The organism is Fructilactobacillus frigidiflavus, from assembly GCF_044054575.1.
Classification (GTDB): domain Bacteria; phylum Bacillota; class Bacilli; order Lactobacillales; family Lactobacillaceae; genus Fructilactobacillus; species Fructilactobacillus frigidiflavus.
The window spans coordinates 807,916-823,676 of record NZ_CP168716.1; the positions used below are offsets into that span (position 1 = coordinate 807,916).

The following is a 15,761-nucleotide window of genomic DNA, read 5'->3' on the forward strand; positions in this document are numbered from 1 at the left end:
GAAATTTTTATTGGTTAGCTAACTTTTCTTGACATTCTTTACAAATCCCATGAATTGAAATACTTGAAACAGTGGGTTTGAAACCGACTGCTCGCGTTTTATCTTTTAAAGTTTTTTCAATTTCAGCAAATTCTGGATCATCAATGTCGATGATCTTATTGCAGATGTCACAAGCAGCGTGTAAGTGGGGATGATCATAAAAATCATACCGATAGCCACCGTCAACACTTGGTAATTCAATAATTAAATTCAACTTTTTGAAAAGTCGTAAGTTATTGTAAACCGTTGCCATACTTAAGTTAGGAAATGTCTTATCTAACACGTGGAAAATAGTTTCTACAGTTGGATGGTTATCATTTTCAATTAAGTATTTTAAAATTATTTGTCTTTGTGGGGTAATGCGAACGTTGTTTTCTTTTAAACGTTCCATTGCACCGTCATAACGTTTATCAGTCATGGAATGCCTCGTTTCTTGAATATAATGGTTAATTTGAAATTTAATAAATAAGTTAAACACAATTTGTTACTTGACTAAGGTGCCCGCCAAAAATGATGAATTGAATCATTTAGCTCATTTAAATTGTGCACTATGGTATTACTATACCACGATTTTGGGAAAAAGTCATGGTATCGGTTGGCAATAAAGCGATTATCCATCAATAAAATAATCCCCCGGTCACTGGTGCCACGAATTAAGCGGCCCGCAGCTTGAAAGACGTTATTCAATCCGGGAATTTGGTAAGCATACTCAAAGCCATGCCCATTTTTTTCGTCAAAGTAGTCCCGAATTAAATCCGTTTCATGATTTAAGCCGGGTAATCCGACACTCACAATCCCCACGCCAATTAGTTTATCACCGACTAAATCAATTCCTTCTGAAAAAATGCCACCGAGCAACGCAAACCCTAAAACTGGATCAGTCGTCGGTTGCTCAAAGGCTTGCAAAAATTGGTTGCGTGCGTCATCGTCCATCGCTGGGGCTTGTTTAACTAAGTGAACATCGGGATATTTTTCGGCAAACGCGGTGTAAATGGTTTCTAAGTATTGATTAGAAGGAGTGAACACTAAATAGTTGCCCCGTTTCCCATCAATTAACGCTTTGATGGAATCGACAATTTTGGGAATGCTTTGGTCACGTTGCCGATAACGGGTATCAATGTAAGAAGTCACCAAAATGCCCTGCTTTTGGGGATCAAACGGGGAGTCTAATTGATATTTAAGACTATCCGTTTCATCACCTAATACAGATTGGTAATAATCCATCGGTGAGAGGGTGGCCGAAAATAAGATTGCTCCGCCACCTAAGTTCAAGGTGTCGGCGATAAAAGGGCTCGGATCCATGCAAAATAAGCGAACCGTGATGCCATAGTCATCCAGTAAAACGCGCAGGCGGTAGTTTGGTCCAAAAAATTCACTGATTTTGAGATAACTAGTGCATTGAAAAAAGTAATCTAACACCGTCTCTGTGTTTGGCGATGGTTCTGCTTTGGCGAGCCATTTGCGTAGGACTTTAATTAAATTACTAACGGCCTTCGTAAATTTTTCGTTTTCTTCTAAAAATTCGGCTTGCGTTTGGTGCTGCTCGCGTAACGGTTTCGCAATGGCGGTGAAAGCGCGCTTTAAACTCCGTAATTTAGTTAAAATGGCTTTATTTTCTTCTTTGTTAACGCTAAAAATTTTAATTAGGTTTTTGATGGGAGCAGAAGTTAAGTCCGTTGAATACATATCCCGGGACCGATCAACGAGGTTATGGGCTTCATCGATTAAGAAAAAGTTATCCGGATTTTCGACTTCAAAGTACCGGGTGAGGTGCACCCGTGGATCAAAAAGATAGTTATAATCGCCAATAATGACATCGCAAAACATGCTGGTATCTAACGAAAATTCAAAGGGATCCAGCGTGTATTTTCGGGCATATTTCTCAATCGTCGGTCGGGTAATTTGATGTTCATGGGTCAAGAGATCCTTTAATGCGGGCTTCACTCGATCATAGTAACCAAGCATATAGGGATTTTCTTCGGGAGCAAGGTCCGCTTCTTCGGGGAATTTGATTTTATCTTTAGCGGTCAAGGTAATGCTGTGTAGATTTAACCCAGTCTTACTCATCAGCGAAATGGCTTCTTCAGCCACGCGGCGGGTAGATTGTTTGGCAGTTAGATAGAAGACCCGTTCCGTAAGTTGGGCGCCCATGGCTTTAATCACGGGAAACAGGGTGGAAATTGTTTTTCCCGTTCCCGTCGGAGCTTCAGCAAACAAATGCTTATGGTATAAAACTGACTTATACACAACCGCGGCTAATTCCCGTTGGCCTTTCCGATAGTTACCAAAGGGAAATTGCACTTGCTGGGCGGAGCTAACTTTTTCGTGCGTCAAATCATCTTGTAATTTAATCCATTCCTCGTATTCGTCCAATATATCCGTAAAGAATTCCGCGGCCTCAGTCTGGGTAATCGTCTGTTCCGTAGTGGTAATGACTTCATTGGGAGTTTGGACGTACGTTAATTTCAAGTTAACTTCTGTAATCTCAGGATTAGCTTGCATTAATAAATGGGCATAAACTTTGGCCTGTCCCCAGTACAAAGTCAGTTTGTTTTGCGGCAAAGTGGCAAACTCTAAATCGGAAGTCTTAATTTCTTCAATTTCGGCCGTTTGTTCGTGCATAATCACACCGTCTGCACGGCCATCCACCGTAAACTCATGACCGTTGAGCTTTTCGTTAGTAGCGAGATAGTATTCGGCTTGATAATCTTCGGGGCGTTTTCGTTGCAGCTTTTGGTGAATTCTCGTTCCCGCTTGAGCGGTATTGGTACTATTCATGGTGGAGTTCAAATCGCCACTTCGCAAAATAAAGCCGACTAAATCACGGACACCAATCTTATTCATCAGGGTTCACCTTCTTTCTATGTTTAACCAAACAAAAAAAGCAACCGTTTCCCAGTTACTTTTATGCTTCCACCCACTGATTAAGTTTTTCAGGATGTTTACCAAGATAACGCATTGCTTCGTGGACTAGTTTATCAACCTCTGCTTGGGTATCTTCAGGGGCAGTATGATAAAAGTCGCACACAAATCCTTGAGCAATTGCTTGGTATTTTTGTTTGCGACCATAACCAGCATCGTTAAAGAGTTGGTCGAGTCCAGTTACATCATTTTTACCCTCTGCATATATTTGTTGAGCAAGATCTGGAACTGGTCCCAAAATGGATTTAGCATAAGTAATTAAAAAATCATTCATATCAATAATAATGTTTTGCCGTGCTTGTTTTTCGATTTTTTTGTTTGCCATGATTTTTCACCTCGCTTCTATCTTAGCCTAGATGGGCCGAAATTGAAAATGTGTTGCTAATGCTGACTACTGCGTAAATTTTGGTTGCCTTTAACTTTAATTTCATGACGTTTGTAACGTAAAGTTGCGTGATCAGAAACATATCGAAAATGTTTCATGTGACCAGGATAATCTTTTCCCGCTAACCGAATTTGTAACCAGCTTTCCATGGTCGTAATAATTCTTTGTGCTGCTTGAATCCGTTCGGGGACATTTTCTGTTTTAGCAACGGGTAAGACGTTCGTTTTAACTTGGTTAAGTAACTTAAAGTGGTATTGGAGGAGTTCGTTGGTCAACTGAGCCTGACAATACTGGTTGAATAACTTTTGGATTTTCCGCATTGCGTCTTTGGAATTCGTGGGTTGATAAAATCGGTCGGTATCTTTCATGTTGAATCTCCTTCATTTAATTATAAAAGATAACGCCTTTAAAAGAAAATAATTACACAGATTAGCAACGAGCAATTAAGCGATGTGGTAAGATTAAGGGTAAACATTATGAACGATTAGGAGCACATTAACATGAAAAATATTTTAGCAATTCACACTGGTGGAACCATCTCCATGTCACAAGACGAAAAGGGTGGAGTTGTCCAAAATGAAGAAAATCCAATTGATAATAATGATATTTTAGGATTACCCGAAATTAACGTCATTAATGATGAATTAATGAATTTACCTTCGCCCCACATGACGCCCACGACGATGCTTAAAGTTACCGAACGAATTAAACAAGCGATTGCGGATGGCATTGATGGCGTGGTGGTCACTCACGGAACTGATACTTTAGAAGAAACAGCGTACTTTTTAGATTTGACGTTACCTAATACTATTCCAGTCGTGGTAACCGGTGCCATGCGGTCGTCCAACGAAATTGGAGCGGATGGAGTATTTAACTTTAAATCAGCGATTCAAGTTGCTGCTGCTGATGAAGCTAAAAATAAGGGAGTTCTAGTAGTTTTCAATACTGGAATTTATGCGGCTCGGTTTGTTACCAAAACCCATACAACCAGTGTCGATACATTTAAAGATCCAATTTACGGAACTTTAGGAACGGTCGATCATGATCAAGTGATTTTTGCCCAACAGTTAATTGGAAGTGAATACACAGCGATTAATCAGGTCGTGAAACATGTTTACTTGTTAAAAGCCTATGCAGGCATGACCGGTGAGTTATTTGAAGCGTTGAATAATGATCAGACTAAAGGGGTCGTGATTGAAGCAATGGGAGCTGGAAATTTACCAGCAGCCACTTTACCAGCAGTTAAAGCTTTACTTGAACGCCACATTCCGGTTGTATTAGTTTCTCGGTGCTTTAGTGGCTCTGCCCAAGCAATTTATGCTTATCAAGGTGGAGGAATTGAATTAAAGGACATGGGATTGATTTTCTGTACCCAGTTAAATGGTCCTAAAGCACGGATGAAATTAATTGTAGCCCTTAGTTGTGGCAAAAAAGGGCAAGAGCTCGAAAATTATATGGCTAATGCAATTTCTTAGAAATCGAGGTTAGGATTGGAATATTCACAAAGAACACAAATTATTAAAAATTTGCGGTATTCAATTGAACATCATACCCTAGTTAACGTCATTCAAACGGGATCATCAATTTTTTATACTGGAATGGTGATGGGCGTTGACCAAAATGGAACAATTTTGAGTACCTATACGGAAGATGGTCTTAGTAATGGCTTTGTTTACATCGACTATGATGACATTTTTGATGTGGATTTTTACAGTGAAGATTTAACTAAAATGGATGAACGGATTAAAATGGCGCATGCCTTGCATTTAATTTCAGCTGATCAACCCGAATTAAATTTAAACGATAAAGTTGCTTTACTAGTGCAGGTCTTAGGAAATTCCTTGGTGTATCAACAACCAATCTTGTTAATCAAAGAAAATGGGGACATGATGGAAGGCTTTGTGACTTCACTTTCTGATGAGCAAGTCGAATTAACCACGTTTGATAAATTTGATAGTAGCGAGGTTAGTCATCAAAATATGTCCCTTCATCAAATCAAACTGATTGAATTTTTAGGCCAGGAATTAAACTTATTAGCAAAATCGAAGAAGCTCTTGATGACAAATCACATTGAGTCCCAGGATATTACCGGCAGTTTAGAAATTTTTGCGGCCTTACATCGAGCCAAAGAAAGTGGTCGTCGGATCATTATGATTCCCAAAATTAATCCGGAACTATTTTTCATTGGCCAAGTTCGGGCAGTTAACGCTGACTCGGTGGTGTTCGCCGTGGTCGATATGAATGGTCAATTTGGGGGCTATGAATTAATTCGGCTAACTGAAATCAGTCATCTCGAAATCAAAAGTGACTATTTGCGGTTAATTAATCACTTTGTGGCTTTAAATATGGCACGTGATACCTTTTTACAGCCGCTTTTAAACAACGAACGGAGCTTTGATAGTACGGTCGATATGTTTGCCGCAGTGGTTAATCAAGCAATTAAATTCAAGCGATTTTTGCGGATTAAATCAAATGAAGGGGAGACTTATTTTGGCGTTCCCTTTAAGTTTGAGAAAGGAACGGTCTCGGTTCGGTACTTATCAAAAGATAAGCCGAACGCTCCGCAACTGATTGAACTAACGGTTAGTGATATTGATGAAATTGCGTTTGATTATTTAGATGCCTTTTTGGCGAAAAAACGCATTATGGGAATGGATTAAAAAATATATTTAGAAAAGGGATTGAATCTTCTGGAGGTTCAATCCCTTTTGAATTATAATAACTAAAATTACAATGAACGAATAATTATGAAAATCATTTTAGATTATGATCTTTTGGAAAGAATAGAAAACAAATATATAGTCCTTAAAAAGACTTATCACAATTAGCCAGATGGAGAAATTAATTGATGAAATTTACAAAAAAAGAGATTATAAAGTTATCTTTAGGATCAATATTCTTAATAACTGCATCAATTTCCGAATCTGCGATACCTTTTTTGATTGGTAAACTAATAGATTGTATAGGCCATACTAGTAGTTATATTTTTATAGGTTTATTATTATTTGGTTTAATGTTAATTTCATTATTTAACAATAGGATTGGTAAAAATATCATAAATTTAACAGTTGTTGATATTATAAGCAATACTAGAAATACAATTATTGATATATGGGAAGATGCTACATGGGACAGATTAAAAAATGAAAAACCTGGAGAATTTATTTCATTAATTAATGATGATTTAGATAATATTCAAGATTTTACTACCTATGATATTCCAATTTTATTAACTCAAATTATTTGTTTTTTTGTTGCTATAACTCAAATTTTTATAATCTCCAAATCATTAACATTAATACTAATTTTTATATATTTTTTTTATTTAGTTCCATTTCGCGGATTGATAAAAAAACAATACAATTCACAAAATGAATTAAGAAAAACAAAAATTGATTTGAAATTAACAACCTCTGATTTGATTGAAAACCAAGAAAAACTATACCAAATAAGTTATAAAACTTTTATTTTAAATAAATTTATCATTTTATATAAAAAAATGAATAAAATGATACTGTTGACAGAAATTTTAAAGAATAATTCGAAAATTTTACCTAGAACAATTGATTCTTTAGGGCCAGCAGTTGTAATTTTATATGGTGGTTTTTTACAAATGAATGGCTTAATAACTATGGGTGAATTCGTTACCATATTTGCTTATTTAAGTATGTTTAGTGCACCTTTTAAAAATTCAATGAATATTATTACTGCTGCCCAAGAAGCAATGGTTTCTATTAATAAAATACAGGAATATAAAAAAACTAATATAAAAAAAATCAATAAAATCAAAAACGACTATCTTAAAAGGATTGATAATAGTGAATATGTAATTTTAAAGGGCCCATCAGGGATTGGCAAAAGTACTATACTAAATAGTATTTTTTTTAATAGTGATGAAAATAAGATTATTATGTATGTTCCTCAAGATGTAATTGTTTTTCCAGGGACAATTAGGGAAAACCTATTAAGGAATGATCTTAACAGTGGTAAATTTGATGAATTATTATATTTTTTACCAGAATTAAATCATGTTATTTCAAGTAACGGTGGTTTATCAACTGGTCAAAAGATGTTATTAAACGTAATAAGACAGTCCGTTTTTAACGCTGATATTATCTTATTAGATGAAATAGGCGCTAATATTGATGATAATCTAAAGCAAGTTTTAAATGATTATTTTATGAAATTTTTTAATAATAAAACAATTATTGAAATTACTCATTTAAGTAATCCTATAGTTAATGATAGGGAGATAACTAGAGAAATTGAGGTGAATAATGATTAGATTTAGCTTTAATATAACTAAAACTAATTTTTTTAAAATCATATTTATAATTAATATTACGTTGATTAGAGCTTTCGTATTATTATTACCGGCATATTTAATAAAAATAATAATTGATAATACATTACCTTCAAAGAATATAATGAGCCTAATTTTAATTTCGATTCTTGTGGCGGTAATTCCATTTTTTACAAATTTTTTGATAAATATTGATTTAAAACTTTCTTCATATATGTTAAATAATAGCAAGATATTAGCAGGACAAATTGCTTATAATTCAATATTTTTTGGAGTAAACAAACATGAAAAAAGTAAAATACTTCATATTTTATCAAGTGAAATTCCTAATGTCTCAAAATTTTATTTTAGAAATATCGGTAGTATTATTTGGATATTAGGAACCAATTTGTTTGGAATTGTAATGATTTTAAAAAGTAGTATTTCATTAGGTTTGGTTTTTATTATAACCATTTTAATCGGTGTGATTTTATTGTCTCCTTTTTATAAAAAATATGCTGATACAGAAAAAAATTTAAATAATGTAAAAATTATACAAAACAATCAATCAACATTTATAGATCAAATTAAAGAAAAAATTTTAATAAATAGCAATGTTAAGGGTAAATTGATAACTGATTTAAAAAAAACTAATACTAAGGGAACCGAATTGCAAAAGAAATTAGTTTATCAAGAACAGAAAATTTTATTTACAATAGATTGTTTAAAAAAATTAATTATATTTGAAATTTTTTTTATTGGTTATTTTATTTTAAATATTAATAACATAGGAACGCTTGTTGCAACATATGAAATTAGCATATGGTTACTGCCCTCCATAACACTTTTAATTCAAATAATATTATCGTTGTTTAGTATCTTGCCACAAATTAATAATATTAGCGAAGTTGATAACTCAAATTTTGAAGATTTAAGTTATCAAACAAAAATTAATTTATCTAATAATCGAATAAATATAAATTATGGTAAATTAGGAAAATTTAGCATAAATAAGAAATTTTCTTTAGAATACGGAAAAACGTATCTTTTAAAAGGGAGCGTAGGCGCAGGAAAAAGTACCACTTTAAACATATTAACCAAGCAATTAAAAAAAGAAAATATCAATGTTTGGTTAAGTACATCAAAGCCAATTATTTTTAATGATACTATCATGAATAATATTCTTTTAGGTAAAAACATTAGTAAAGGGAAATTGATTGAAAAATTAAAAAATTATGGTTTTTCTAAAAACATATTACTAAGATTAGATGACTTAGTTGATGAAAACAAAATTTCTGGTGGAGAAGCACAGTTAATTGAGATTGCGAGATTAATGATTGATCCAACACCACCTGATTTTATTATTTTTGATGAATCATTCAGTGCTTTAGATAATAAAACATTTGATAAAATTTGGGAAAATGTGTCTGCTGTTTTCAAAAATAAAATAATTATTATAGTTTCACATAATTTGCCTAAAAAAATTAAAATAGATAAAAATATGTTTTTTTCAGATTATTTTATATATGAGAAAAATTAATTTATGGGTATTATAAGGATTGATACCTAATTAAGTACAACAAAAGCAGCTAGCTTCCGATTAATTTCGGAAACTAGCTGCTTTTTAATGAGAGTTTATTTTATTTAATCAGTTAGTGGTTGATTCTTAAGGTTTGTTCTGACAATCATCACGTCACAACTGGCGTGACTATTAACGTAGCTAGCTACTGAACCAACTAAAAGTCGTTCAGTAGCGTTTTTACCAGTGGCACCCATCATAATTAAGTCGGTGGCATAATCTTTAGTAAAGTCGTAAGTAATCACGTTACGAGGATTACCGAACCGGACGTGCATGTGAATATTTTTAAATCCAGTTTTGGTGGTAATTTGCTTAACTAAGCCTTTGAGATAAGCAAGTTCACCATCGACCATCTGGGTAATGGCATCTCCACTGAGTACTCCATAGGTAAACCCAAAGGAAGTGGTATTAATGACGCTGAGGATATCAAGTCGTCCTTCATTACGAATGGCAACTTCAACTGCTTTATTTAAAGCAGCTTCGGCATACTTAGAGCCATCGACGGGGACTAAAATTCTTTTATATTCGTTGTACATAATGTTCCTCCAATTAATTTTTAACTGGTAAGCTGACGTTTGCTTCTGCTAAAACGTGACCCTTGCTAGCTTTTTCTAATTCATTGAGCCAAAAACCATCTTGTAAGTCTAGCTTTTGGCCTAAAGCGTACATGGTTAATTGATAATTGTGAGGCTTGTCAGGAGGAGTGGGGCCAACGTAATGTTGATTGACCAGTGGATCTTGCACGTTCAGTAACTGACCAGCTAAACTATTGTGACCGTATGTCATGGGAATTAGTTCGGCATGACTGGCATTTTCTGGAATTAAAGTGGTCGTTGGATCAAGGTTAGCAGCCACCCAATGAATGTAAGTAAATCCACAAACGGGAATGGCATCGGCGTCCGTTAAGACTAATGCTAATGATTGGGCCTTAGTTGGCACCTCTTTAATGTGAATAGGAAAAGAAACGTAGGGACGGCCATCAATCTTAGCGGCTGCACTAGCATGTTTCGTATAACGGTCAGGTAACCAACCGTTTTCTAAGGGAACTGAAATTTTCATGGTGTGATTCCTCCTCATTTTTATTATAAACTATCTAATTTTGAACATAAAAAAAGAAGCCTTGAAAAGCAGGCTTCTTTTTCAGTTATTTGGTAAAAGTTAAAACGTAGTAACCTTGGCTATTTTGGTTAACTGTCCAATAGTTATACCCAGCCGCAGTCCAATCCGACTTCGTGGCGTTTGCCCAATCTTTGGCATCCTGAAGGGAATTAAAAGTATGGGTTTCGGCAAAGCCATCTTCATTATCAGCGTTATTCGCTGAATTAGTAGCTTTAGTTGGTTGAGTTACTGGAGCAGGGGTAGCCTTAGCCGGCGTACTTGGGCTAACTTTAGGGGAAACATTACTTGAATTTTTACTAGTAGAAGTATTTTTTGAAGTAGTTGGTGCTTTAGAAGCTTGATTAGTAACTTGGTTACTGTTATTTAAAGCATACCGAATTCCAAAAGTTAAAATAAGTACAACAATGATTAGCCCTAAAATCCATGGCCAAACTGGTGGCCGACGTTTCCGCTTCACTTGCGAACGTTTCGGGGTAAAATCATATCTTTGGAATCTAGTATCTTGATCTTGATTATTCATAATGACCTCGATTCCCAGATGGAAGCATAGTTATACGATTAACTCATTATATAACGATTCTAATTGTTTTTCACTCGATTATTAACGTTTTTGGCATCTTGCATTTCTTTGGTTTCTTGATAGCTGTTAACTCCCCAGTAATAAAAGCCAAGGGAGACCACAATAATTACCAAGAAATCATATGGATAATGAATCCAGTTTTGCCCACCAAATGGGGCAGAACCAACGTATGAAAAGACGGACATGAAAGCTAAGTAAACTAACATCCAAAGGCTTCCTTTGAATTTCTTCAAGGAATTTTTCCAGTTTAAACGGCCTTCATAGAAGAAGTAAAATGGTAAACCTAAAGCAATGATGACAATTACTTCCATGGTCGTTGGCCACATTGCCCAGTAAATTGCGAGACTGGCTAACACAAAGGCTACCGGAGCAACTACTTTGGCAAAGTTAATCGTAACCGGACGCTTGAATTCAGGTGCATGTTTTCTTAAGGCGGTTAAAGTAACCGGACCAGTTACGTAAGCGATTAACGTTGAAGTAGAGATCACACTGGCTAAGACCGCCCAGTTTTTAAAGACCGACACTAAAATACAACTGATTAAACAGTTCGCAATCATGGCAATTCGTGGAGTTCCCCATTTTTGGTTGATTTTACCAAGGAACTTAGGCATATGGCCGCTTTGGGTCATGGCCGCTAAAGTCCGGCTAGTGGAAGCCACAAACGAAACTCCCGTTCCAAATGGTGAAACGAACGCATCTAAGTAAAGTAGGATAACTAACCAGTTGATGTTTAACATAATGGCTAAATCAGCAAATGGTGATTCGAAGTTGATTCCGTGCCAACCGTGTTTGGCAAGCATGGCAGGATCAATGGCGCCGATAAACGTAAATTGAAGCATGATGTAAATAACGATACTAGCAAGTAAGGCAATTACAATTCCACGCCAGATGTTTTTCTTAGGGTTAGTAATTTCGTCACCAACGTTAATTACGGTTTGGAAAGCATTATAAGAGAAAATGATTCCAGAAACCGTTGTAGCAGCGAAAATTGGGGCAGTTCCGTATGGTAAGAAACCACCAAAATTAGGGTTAGTAAAGTTACTTGGGTGGAATCCCGAAATCAATAACATGATAATCGTTACTGAAGGAACCACTAACTTGAACACGGAAGTTAAACTGGTGAATCGGGTTAATAAGTTAACTGACCAGTAGTTTAACAACGTGAAGACTACGATGAATAAGAAAACGACTAATAGTCCTTCATTTGTTACTGTTCCGTTTGCGACAAACCGGTGGGTCCAGTTTGCCCAAGCCCAAGGCCATGAGCTCATGTATTGCACAGCAGCCACGGCTTCAATCGGAAGTAGGGTAACTAAAGAAACCCAGTTAGCCCACGAAGCGATAAAACCTAGTAAGGGACCATGGGTATAGCCGGCATACTTACTCATTCCTCCACTTTCGGGGAACATGGTACCTAGTTCGATATAAATATAGGCAATGATTCCAATCACAACGGCTCCGATTACCCATGAGATGATGGCAGCTGGTCCTGAGATTTTAGAAGCTTCCCAAGCCCCAAAGAGCCAACCTGATCCGATAATTGAACTTAAAGCTAACATTACGACACTGAACAAAGACATTTTTGGCTTTGCTACTCCGGTATTGTTATTTTGAGTCATATATAAAAAATAGTCCTTTCTTAAATCCTAACAGTAGTCTACTTGTGATATTCGCGAATTTCGATTAAGTTTCCAGCTGGATCGTTAACGTAAAGTGAAGTGGTCTTTTTCTTGGCAAACTCACTTTCAACTGGACCGGCGACAATATCAACAAAATAATTGGCAAGATGTTTTTCAACGGTAGCTAGTGAATCTTTGGCCAGAATGCTAAAGGTAGTTGATCCGACCGTCGGATTCACAGCTTGCAAGCTGTCATCCGCTGGAGTTTTACAAATCAGCTTCTGCTTGCCTAATTGAAAAATCATATTGGTTTCTCCCTCGAAAAGGATGGGGAGATCAAGTACTTCATGGTAAAAACGCATCGTTTGTTCCAAGTCATCCACGGTTAATTCGAGATGATCAATATCTTGAACTCGCATAAATTTCAACTCCTTTTCAAAAAGATACATACCATTGTAACATTAAATTAAAATAAACTGCAAAAGTTGCGGTGATATGTTACTGTATTATTTAGTGATTGAAAGGTTTAAAGGTGAACAAATGGCTCTTTTAGAAGTTTCAGATTTGAGCATGAGCTTTGCAGATAAAAAGCTCTATTCAGATGCAAGTTTTCAATTGAACAAAGGCGAACACATGGGAATTGTCGGTCAAAATGGGGTTGGTAAATCAACTTTAATTAACATTTTGATTGGGAAAGAACTACCGCTGACTGGTTCAATTAATTGGCAAAAAGGTACCAAGATTGGTTATTTAGATCAATACGTAGATATTCCCAGTGGAATGACCTTAATTGATTTTTTACACACAGCGTTTGCTGATTTGTATAAATTAAATGACCAAATGACTAAGTTATACGAAGAATATGCCGAAACAATGGATGATAGTTTGCTTGAAAAAGCCGGACGGATTTCAGCACAACTGGAGGCAAAAAACTTCTATGACGTAGAAACCCAAATTGAACAGGTAATTACTGGTTTAGGTTTAGATGATATTGGTCGTGACCACGAAATTTCACAAATGAGTGGGGGACAACGGTCTAAAATTATCTTAGCAAAGTTAATTTTGGAAAATCCCGATGTGTTACTTTTGGATGAACCAACTAACTACTTAGATACGACCCACATTAACTGGCTTGAAGATTATTTAAATAATTTTGAGGGTGCCTTCATTGTGATTTCTCATGATTATGATTTCTTAGAACCGGTTACTAACTGTATTATTAACGTCGCTTTTGGAAAAATTACTAAGTATCGTGGTGATTTTAAGTCAGCTATGCGACAACGGGCCGAAAAAGAAATGACGCAACAACGGGAGTTTGAAAAACAACAAGTTGCGATTGAAAAGGCTAAGAAATTCATTCAAAAGAATAAGGCTGGTAGTCACTCTAATATGGCTAAATCACGGGAAAAAATGTTGAACCGGATGGACGTGATTGAGCCACCTAAGAGTAATGTGAAAGCTAATTTTAGTTTCCCTTACGATGAAACTGGTTCACAAAATGCGTTAGTCGTGAAAGATTTATCAGTCGGTTATGATAAACCATTGTTAAGCCCCGTTACTTTTTCGGTTGATACTGATCAAAAAGTGGGATTACAAGGGTTTAATGGGGTTGGTAAATCAACCTTAATTAAGAGTATTTTGCAAATTATCCCTGCCTTGGGCGGAACTGCCGAATTTTCTCCATCAGCTAAGATTAATTACTTTAGTCAAGACTTAGTATGGGAAGATAAAACACAAACCCCAATGCAGATTATTCAAGATAAATATCCAAAGTTAACCCAAAAAGAAATTCGGACTAAGCTAGCTCGTTCGGGAATGAATGCTTCCAATGCCTTTAAAGAAATTGGCAAGCTTTCTGGGGGAGAACAAGTGAAGGTTAAATTGACCTTAATGGAATTCGTCCCTAGTAATTTCTTGATTCTGGATGAACCATCGAACCATTTGGATGATGAAACCAAAGCATCATTGAAAAGGGCCATTAATGATTTCCCAGGCAATGCAATTGTGGTTAGTCATGAGGCTAGTTTTTATGACGGACTAGTTGATAAGAAGATTGACGTGGAAAAGCTCAGTCTGAAAGAAGACGAATAAACAAGAAAGCGAACTTTTTAAAGGTTCGCTTTTTATTTAGAATAAATTAAAAAAAGCTTGCCAAGTGGTCTGATTTTCGGTAATATAATAACAATTTAAACCGGAAAAAAAGCGGGAGGAGATACCAATGTTAACAAGAGCGGAGATTCAAAGATTCCCCAAAGCTGAATTACACTGTCATTTAGACGGTTCAATTCGGCCCCATACTTTACGAGAAATTGCCCGTGGTCAGGGTGAAATGATTCACACGAATTTGATGGAATTAACCAGAAAGATGGTTGCTCCAGCGGATGCCAAAAATTTAGAGGATTACTTACAACCCTTTGATTTTGTATTGCAATACTTGCAAACGGAAGCAGCCTTAGAACGGGCTGCCTACGATGTGATGGAACAAGCCCACCAAGATGGGGTTCGCTACATCGAGATTCGCTTTGCGCCTAGTCTTTCGATGGAAAAAGGTCTCACCGTTGCCCAAACCATTAAAGCAGTGGCTAAGGGAATTGCCCGAGCTGAAGCCACCTATGACATTGACGGAAACTTATTAGTTTGCGGCATGCGGACTGATCAAGAACACGAAGTGGCTAAGATTTTTGCCGAATCAAAAATGGTGAGCGACAAATTAGTCGGAGTGGACTTAGCTGGTCCCGAACAAGTCGGGTTTGTAGACATGTATAAAGCGGCTTTCCCAATCATAGTTGACGGACAAAAAGTTCAATTAACTTTGCACGCGGGCGAATGCGGCTGTGCTGATAATGTTTTAGCCGCCATTAAAGCTGGTAGTAAACGAATCGGTCATGGAATTGCCGCGGCTGGTAATGAAAAAATTGAAAAATTAATGTTAGAAAAAGGAACTTGTATTGAAGGTTGCCCAACCAGTAATGTGCAAACGCATGCAATTCCTAATCATGAAGCCTATCCCTTACAACGTTGGCTCAAACAAGGCCAACAACTCTGTCTGAACACCGATAATCGGACGGTTTCAGATACGACTTTAACGGAAGAATACTTCCAAATGGCGCACCACAATGATTTAACTAAAGCACAATTACGGCAATGTAATTTGAATGCAATTAACAATTCCTTTGCCAGTGCAGCCGTTAAACAAAAAGTTGCGGATTTGATTACCAATTTTGAAACTGAATAAA

General features: G+C 36.1%; 15 protein-coding genes. 6 read left to right on the forward strand and 9 right to left on the reverse strand.

The window, feature by feature from the left end:
- Positions 1-7 precede the first annotated feature (7 nt).
- The 4 genes from ACEPSS_RS04030 to ACEPSS_RS04045 form a co-directional block, all read right to left on the reverse strand.
- Positions 8-457: a Fur family transcriptional regulator gene (locus ACEPSS_RS04030; RefSeq protein ID WP_395320414.1), complete on the reverse strand. Its 450-nt coding sequence runs from the start codon at positions 455-457 to the stop codon at positions 8-10.
- A 74-nt stretch (positions 458-531) separates the two neighbouring features.
- Positions 532-2,886, reverse strand: a complete 2,355-nt coding sequence (locus ACEPSS_RS04035) for an ATP-dependent DNA helicase (RefSeq protein WP_395320488.1) — start codon at positions 2,884-2,886, stop codon at positions 532-534.
- Positions 2,887-2,944: 58 nt separating this feature from the next.
- Complete coding sequence (locus ACEPSS_RS04040) at positions 2,945-3,286, reverse strand: hypothetical protein (RefSeq protein ID WP_395320416.1); 342 nt, start codon at positions 3,284-3,286, stop codon at positions 2,945-2,947.
- Between the two features lie 56 nt (positions 3,287-3,342).
- A complete protein-coding gene (locus ACEPSS_RS04045; protein WP_395320418.1) occupies positions 3,343-3,714 on the reverse strand; it encodes a hypothetical protein in 372 nt (123 codons plus the stop codon).
- 132 nt (positions 3,715-3,846) lie between these two features.
- Here ACEPSS_RS04045 and ACEPSS_RS04050 point away from each other — a divergent pair, with 132 nt between their 5' ends.
- The 4 genes from ACEPSS_RS04050 (at position 3,847) to ACEPSS_RS04065 (ending at position 9,168) form a co-directional block, all read left to right on the forward strand.
- The gene (locus ACEPSS_RS04050; protein ID WP_395320419.1) at positions 3,847-4,821 is read left to right on the forward strand and encodes an asparaginase; all 975 of its coding nucleotides are present in this window, start codon (positions 3,847-3,849) and stop codon (positions 4,819-4,821) included.
- Positions 4,822-4,836: 15 nt separating this feature from the next.
- Positions 4,837-6,006, forward strand: coding sequence for a hypothetical protein (locus ACEPSS_RS04055; RefSeq protein WP_395320421.1), 1,170 nt, complete (start codon positions 4,837-4,839; stop codon positions 6,004-6,006).
- Positions 6,007-6,194: 188 nt separating this feature from the next.
- A complete protein-coding gene (locus ACEPSS_RS04060; RefSeq protein WP_395317646.1) occupies positions 6,195-7,631 on the forward strand; it encodes an ABC transporter transmembrane domain-containing protein in 1,437 nt (478 codons plus the stop codon).
- Positions 7,624-9,168, forward strand: coding sequence for an ATP-binding cassette domain-containing protein (locus ACEPSS_RS04065; RefSeq protein WP_395317648.1), 1,545 nt, complete (start codon positions 7,624-7,626; stop codon positions 9,166-9,168). The genes ACEPSS_RS04060 and ACEPSS_RS04065 overlap by 8 nt, the downstream gene beginning before the upstream one ends.
- A 104-nt stretch (positions 9,169-9,272) precedes the next feature.
- On the opposite strand, the gene ACEPSS_RS04070 is transcribed toward ACEPSS_RS04065, so the two are convergent.
- The 5 genes from ACEPSS_RS04070 to ACEPSS_RS04090 form a co-directional block, all read right to left on the reverse strand.
- Entirely contained in the window at positions 9,273-9,743 is a 471-nt protein-coding gene (locus tag ACEPSS_RS04070) for a universal stress protein (protein ID WP_395317650.1), read from the reverse strand.
- 13 nt (positions 9,744-9,756) lie between these two features.
- Positions 9,757-10,266 (reverse strand): YbhB/YbcL family Raf kinase inhibitor-like protein, encoded by a 510-nt coding sequence (locus tag ACEPSS_RS04075; RefSeq protein WP_395317651.1) that lies wholly within the window; start codon positions 10,264-10,266, stop codon positions 9,757-9,759.
- Positions 10,267-10,351: 85 nt separating this feature from the next.
- Positions 10,352-10,846, reverse strand: a complete 495-nt coding sequence (locus tag ACEPSS_RS04080; RefSeq protein ID WP_395317652.1) for a hypothetical protein — start codon at positions 10,844-10,846, stop codon at positions 10,352-10,354.
- Between the two features lie 59 nt (positions 10,847-10,905).
- Positions 10,906-12,525 carry an APC family permease gene (locus ACEPSS_RS04085; protein ID WP_395317654.1) on the reverse strand — a complete coding sequence of 540 codons (1,620 nt, stop codon included), beginning with the start codon at positions 12,523-12,525 and terminating at the stop codon, positions 10,906-10,908.
- A gap of 38 nt (positions 12,526-12,563) precedes the next feature.
- The gene (locus ACEPSS_RS04090) at positions 12,564-12,944 is read right to left on the reverse strand and encodes a VOC family protein (protein ID WP_395317655.1); all 381 of its coding nucleotides are present in this window, start codon (positions 12,942-12,944) and stop codon (positions 12,564-12,566) included.
- A 121-nt stretch (positions 12,945-13,065) separates the two neighbouring features.
- Here ACEPSS_RS04090 and ACEPSS_RS04095 point away from each other — a divergent pair, with 121 nt between their 5' ends.
- Together ACEPSS_RS04095 and add are read left to right on the forward strand one after the other, a co-directional pair.
- On the forward strand, positions 13,066-14,616 hold the full coding sequence (locus ACEPSS_RS04095; protein ID WP_395317657.1) for an ABC-F family ATP-binding cassette domain-containing protein: 1,551 nt from the start codon (positions 13,066-13,068) through the stop codon (positions 14,614-14,616).
- Between the two features lie 127 nt (positions 14,617-14,743).
- A complete protein-coding gene (add, locus tag ACEPSS_RS04100) occupies positions 14,744-15,760 on the forward strand; it encodes an adenosine deaminase (protein WP_395317659.1) in 1,017 nt (338 codons plus the stop codon).
- The last annotated feature ends 1 nt before the right edge of the window (position 15,761 follow it).

Excerpts from the sequence above, each read along its gene's own strand:
- ACEPSS_RS04030 (WP_395320414.1), bottom strand. The coding sequence starts at position 457 with ATGACTGATAAACGTTATGACGGTGCAATGGAACGTTTAAAAGAAAAC.
- ACEPSS_RS04040 (WP_395320416.1), bottom strand. The coding sequence starts at position 3,286 with ATGGCAAACAAAAAAATCGAAAAACAAGCACGGCAAAACATTATTATT.
- ACEPSS_RS04045 (WP_395320418.1), bottom strand. The coding sequence starts at position 3,714 with ATGAAAGATACCGACCGATTTTATCAACCCACGAATTCCAAAGACGCA.
- ACEPSS_RS04050 (WP_395320419.1), top strand. The coding sequence starts at position 3,847 with ATGAAAAATATTTTAGCAATTCACACTGGTGGAACCATCTCCATGTCA.
- ACEPSS_RS04060 (WP_395317646.1), top strand. The coding sequence starts at position 6,195 with ATGAAATTTACAAAAAAAGAGATTATAAAGTTATCTTTAGGATCAATA.
- ACEPSS_RS04065 (WP_395317648.1), top strand. The coding sequence starts at position 7,624 with ATGATTAGATTTAGCTTTAATATAACTAAAACTAATTTTTTTAAAATC.
- ACEPSS_RS04070 (WP_395317650.1), bottom strand. The coding sequence starts at position 9,743 with ATGTACAACGAATATAAAAGAATTTTAGTCCCCGTCGATGGCTCTAAG.
- ACEPSS_RS04075 (WP_395317651.1), bottom strand. The coding sequence starts at position 10,266 with ATGAAAATTTCAGTTCCCTTAGAAAACGGTTGGTTACCTGACCGTTAT.
- ACEPSS_RS04080 (WP_395317652.1), bottom strand. The coding sequence starts at position 10,846 with ATGAATAATCAAGATCAAGATACTAGATTCCAAAGATATGATTTTACC.
- ACEPSS_RS04085 (WP_395317654.1), bottom strand. The coding sequence starts at position 12,525 with ATGACTCAAAATAACAATACCGGAGTAGCAAAGCCAAAAATGTCTTTG.
- ACEPSS_RS04090 (WP_395317655.1), bottom strand. The coding sequence starts at position 12,944 with ATGCGAGTTCAAGATATTGATCATCTCGAATTAACCGTGGATGACTTG.
- ACEPSS_RS04095 (WP_395317657.1), top strand. The coding sequence starts at position 13,066 with ATGGCTCTTTTAGAAGTTTCAGATTTGAGCATGAGCTTTGCAGATAAA.
- add (WP_395317659.1), top strand. The coding sequence starts at position 14,744 with ATGTTAACAAGAGCGGAGATTCAAAGATTCCCCAAAGCTGAATTACAC.